This is a genomic window from Arthrobacter sp. ZGTC412 (assembly GCF_002929215.1).
Classification (GTDB): Bacteria; Actinomycetota; Actinomycetes; order Actinomycetales; family Micrococcaceae; genus Arthrobacter.
In genome coordinates this window covers 1-3,063 of sequence record NZ_PJII01000042.1, presented here as the reverse complement: position 1 = coordinate 3,063, position 3,063 = coordinate 1, and the positions used below count along the sequence as shown (strand labels likewise).

The 3,063-nt window shown below is 62.5% G+C and carries 5 protein-coding genes; 1 reads left to right on the top strand and 4 read right to left on the bottom strand.

The window, feature by feature from the left end; translation table 11 throughout:
- Window positions 1-23: 23 nt before the first annotated feature.
- The 4 genes from CXQ88_RS21270 to CXQ88_RS21255 form a co-directional block, all read right to left on the bottom strand.
- Window positions 24-719 carry a DUF3618 domain-containing protein gene (locus CXQ88_RS21270; protein WP_104046143.1) on the bottom strand — a complete coding sequence of 232 codons (696 nt, stop codon included), beginning with the start codon at window positions 717-719 and terminating at the stop codon, window positions 24-26.
- Window positions 716-1,147 (bottom strand): phage holin family protein, encoded by a 432-nt coding sequence (locus CXQ88_RS21265; protein WP_104046142.1) that lies wholly within the window; start codon window positions 1,145-1,147, stop codon window positions 716-718. The genes CXQ88_RS21270 and CXQ88_RS21265 overlap by 4 nt, the downstream gene beginning before the upstream one ends.
- Window positions 1,144-1,917, bottom strand: a complete 774-nt coding sequence (locus tag CXQ88_RS21260) for a hypothetical protein (protein ID WP_373637840.1) — start codon at window positions 1,915-1,917, stop codon at window positions 1,144-1,146. Before CXQ88_RS21260 ends, CXQ88_RS21265 begins: the two co-directional genes overlap by 4 nt.
- A gap of 90 nt (window positions 1,918-2,007) precedes the next feature.
- Window positions 2,008-2,226 (bottom strand): hypothetical protein, encoded by a 219-nt coding sequence (locus tag CXQ88_RS21255; RefSeq protein ID WP_104046141.1) that lies wholly within the window; start codon window positions 2,224-2,226, stop codon window positions 2,008-2,010.
- 346 nt (window positions 2,227-2,572) lie between these two features.
- On the opposite strand from CXQ88_RS21255, the gene CXQ88_RS21250 reads away from it, so the two are divergent.
- A complete protein-coding gene (locus CXQ88_RS21250; RefSeq protein WP_104046140.1) occupies window positions 2,573-2,848 on the top strand; it encodes a hypothetical protein in 276 nt (91 codons plus the stop codon).
- The last annotated feature ends 215 nt before the right edge of the window (window positions 2,849-3,063 follow it).

The window sequence follows — 3,063 nt, the reverse complement described above, 5'->3', positions numbered from 1 at the left end:
CTGTGGGACCCTGTCCTGGCCGCTCACGTGCTCTTGACGGTGTCCTTGGCGTCTACAGCGCGGTCTTTGACGTCCGTGACGGCGCCTTGGCCTTCGGCCTTGACGTTCTGGACGGCGTCAGCGGCGCTGGCCTTGACACTGTCCATGGCTTCCTGTGCTGGTTCCTTCAGATCCTGAACCATGTCCTTGGCCGCGTCGGTGACGTGGGTGGCCAGGGGCTCGGCTGCGGTTTTGAGCTGCTGCGCAGCTTCGCGTTCCTTGGTGCTGGCCGGGATCAGGGAGGAGAGCAGCATGCCGGCGCCGAAGGCGATGAGGCCCGCGGCCATCGGGTTGCCCTGGGCTTTGGCCTTTACCTGGCCGGGGGTGGCCGAGATCGCGTCGCCGGCGTGGGAGAGTTTGGATGTGACGCTTTGCCCGGCACCATGCAGGGAATCGCCGGTGCTGTTCAGGGCGCCACCGGCATGGCCGGTGCCCGAGGAAACCTTGTCCTGAACCGTGGACACTGTGTCTCCAACAGCGGATGTGGCGGAATCCGCTACTCCCATGACTTTGTCCTTGACCCCGGCGACGGCGTCCCTGACGCTGCCCTTGACCTTGTCGGTCTGGCGCTGGACGACGTTGGCCGGGGTGACCTTGTCGGCGAGGGCGTCCACGTTGGTGCCCAAACGTTCGCGGGTTTCTTCTATTTCTGCACGGATTGCATCCGGGTTTTCGCTCATGGGTTTACCTCACCTGGTTTTAGGGTTTCGGGAATTTCAGAAAGTGTTTCGCCGGTCTGGGGCATGCCCTTGATCTGTTTCAGTTCCTTGCGGCCCTTCGAGGCCAGGACCGCGGCGATGATGCCCCAGATCACTGCCACGATCACGGCGGCCCAGCCCAGCGGCATCAGCGAGCCGAGGGCGAACATGAGTCCCAGAGACAGGAACAGCAGCACGAAGTGCCCTGCCACGCCGGCTCCGGCGAGCATGCCGCCGCCCTTGCCTGCCTTGGTGGCGGACTGCTTTGCCTCTGCCTTCGCGAGCTCCACCTCTTGGCGCATCAGCGTGGACAGGTCACGGGTCACATCGCCCAGCAGGTCACCCAGCGAGGTGTTGTCCGCCTTTATATGCGCTTCGCTCGGAGCAGGCTCCGGGATAGAACTGCTCACAGGTGGCGTCCTTCCTTCGACTGGTAAAGGTCATCCTCGAGCCGCAGGGGCGTGTCCTCGGCCGTGCCCGAGGGCAGTGCTGAAGTGGAAACGGGAGCGCCGCCGCCGATGACGGGCTCGTCATAAAAACCGGCAGGGCTGCCGGCGGCGAACACAGTATCCTGCCGCTGCGGGGACTGGCCCGCGCTCTGGGTTCCGGGGGTGCCTGCGGTGAGGCCGCGGGTGAGGCGGCCGGCAAGCATGCCCGCCCCTGCTGCCAGCAGCAGGAATGTGCCCGGCTTGCGACGGGCAAAGGCCTGCACGTCACCCAGGAGTGCTGCCGGGTCCTTGCCCTCAACCCAGGAAGCTACAGAGGAGGTCCGGTCGGCGGCCTGCCGGATCAGGTCACTGGCGACACCCTTCTGCTCCGGGGCATCAGCCATGGTCTGCAGCTGGCTGGAGATGGTCCGGATACCCTCGGCGGCCTTTTGCTGCTGCGTGCCCGCCTGGCTGGAAAACCCTGACTTGGCCTGGGACAGCAAATCCTTGACGCTGGACTTGGCCTCGGAGGCGACGTTGGCGACTTCTTCCTTCGCGGTCTGGGCCACGCCCTGCGCTGCAGAGGCTGCCTGTCCTGCCACGTTTGAAGCTTCTTCCTTCGCGGCGTCCTTCTTCGAGACGGACCCGCTGCCGGAAGCCGGCGACGCGGACGGGGTTGTTCCGCCGGTGGCGGTAAACGGGTCCTGTGAGGAGGATCCGGAGACGTTGGTCCACTGATTTTCCGTCATCATGCTCTCTTTCCTTCATGGTCAGCTGCTGTAGACGAACCAGCACTCCCTGCAATAGTAAGCATGTTTACTAATAAATAGTAAGTACACTTCCTAATTGATTTGAGTGAAGGCTTTGGCAAGATAGCCACCTACCGCCTCCCACCGAAGACGCACCAGCGCCTCGCACAAGAGGATGAATGAAAGAAGCCCTTCACGCGCGAACCGAAAGGAACGCCGATGCCAGCTGAAACCAAGAGCCGCACGCCGCAGGAACAGCGCCAGGCACACGGCATTCCAACGAATGTGCTGGCGTTGGAGCTGAATCCTCATCACAAGATCCCTGCCTCGCACGTGTATTCAGGGGCCGACCCCGCAGGCACTTCCGGTCCTGCTTTCATGCCCCTGCACAGGCTCCGATGCCCAGCCCGCCGGCCTGCGCGGTGGCGGGTTAATGCCCACACCATAGTGGCAACTTACCCTCAGGGGAAGCCATGAAGGATGTCCGTCCTGCCGGCGCGCGTCAGGCCCACCCATTTGGGAGGTACGTAAGCTTGCTTATTAAGTAGTCTACGTGTAAAGTCTACGGTGTAGAGAAGTTGTTGACATGGTTTCAGTAGAGGGATCAAAGTTTGCATGGCCGCCACGGCCGCTCACACCCCTTACTGAGGAGCACCACATGACTACCCACGCCCAGAATGAGCATTCCAGCACTGTCCGCAACGCCAACGACATCAAGATCTCCACCCGGACCCTTGAGTTCGCCGTCTACGTTGCAGCGGTCATCGCCACGATCATCACCGCTGCAGTTGTCGGGGACGACGCCAACGAAAACGGTGTTGACGTCTTCAACGCCAACGACGCGATGCAGTACATCACCTTCCTCACGGTCGGTCTGATGGTGGCCCGCGGCCTGGCGAAGGCTGGCAACCGCGTTAGTAATAACCACGCCTAACAGGCGCCCTTCCGGCCTCTGCGCTGGGAACTGAGTCTGGCGCGGCACCCTTGACGGGTGCCGCGCCAAAGTCGCCCCGCTTAACCCTTGTTTGACCCTGCCTAGGCACCTTGAAGGTCCCGGCAGTTCCGCTCAGTACCCCGTGCACGGTATTGGGCTTGAGACCGCTGTAGCCGAACGGCGGACAATTGCACCTTGTTGAAAAGAGCCATCAT

Bases quoted from the DNA above. Each gene is read 5' to 3' on its own strand.
- CXQ88_RS21250 (WP_104046140.1), top strand. From the start codon at position 2,573: ATGACTACCCACGCCCAGAATGAGCATTCCAGCACTGTCCGCAACGCC.
- CXQ88_RS21260 (WP_373637840.1), bottom strand. From the start codon at position 1,917: ATGATGACGGAAAATCAGTGGACCAACGTCTCCGGATCCTCCTCACAG.
- CXQ88_RS21255 (WP_104046141.1), bottom strand. From the start codon at position 2,226: ATGAGGATTCAGCTCCAACGCCAGCACATTCGTTGGAATGCCGTGTGC.
- CXQ88_RS21270 (WP_104046143.1), bottom strand. From the start codon at position 719: ATGAGCGAAAACCCGGATGCAATCCGTGCAGAAATAGAAGAAACCCGC.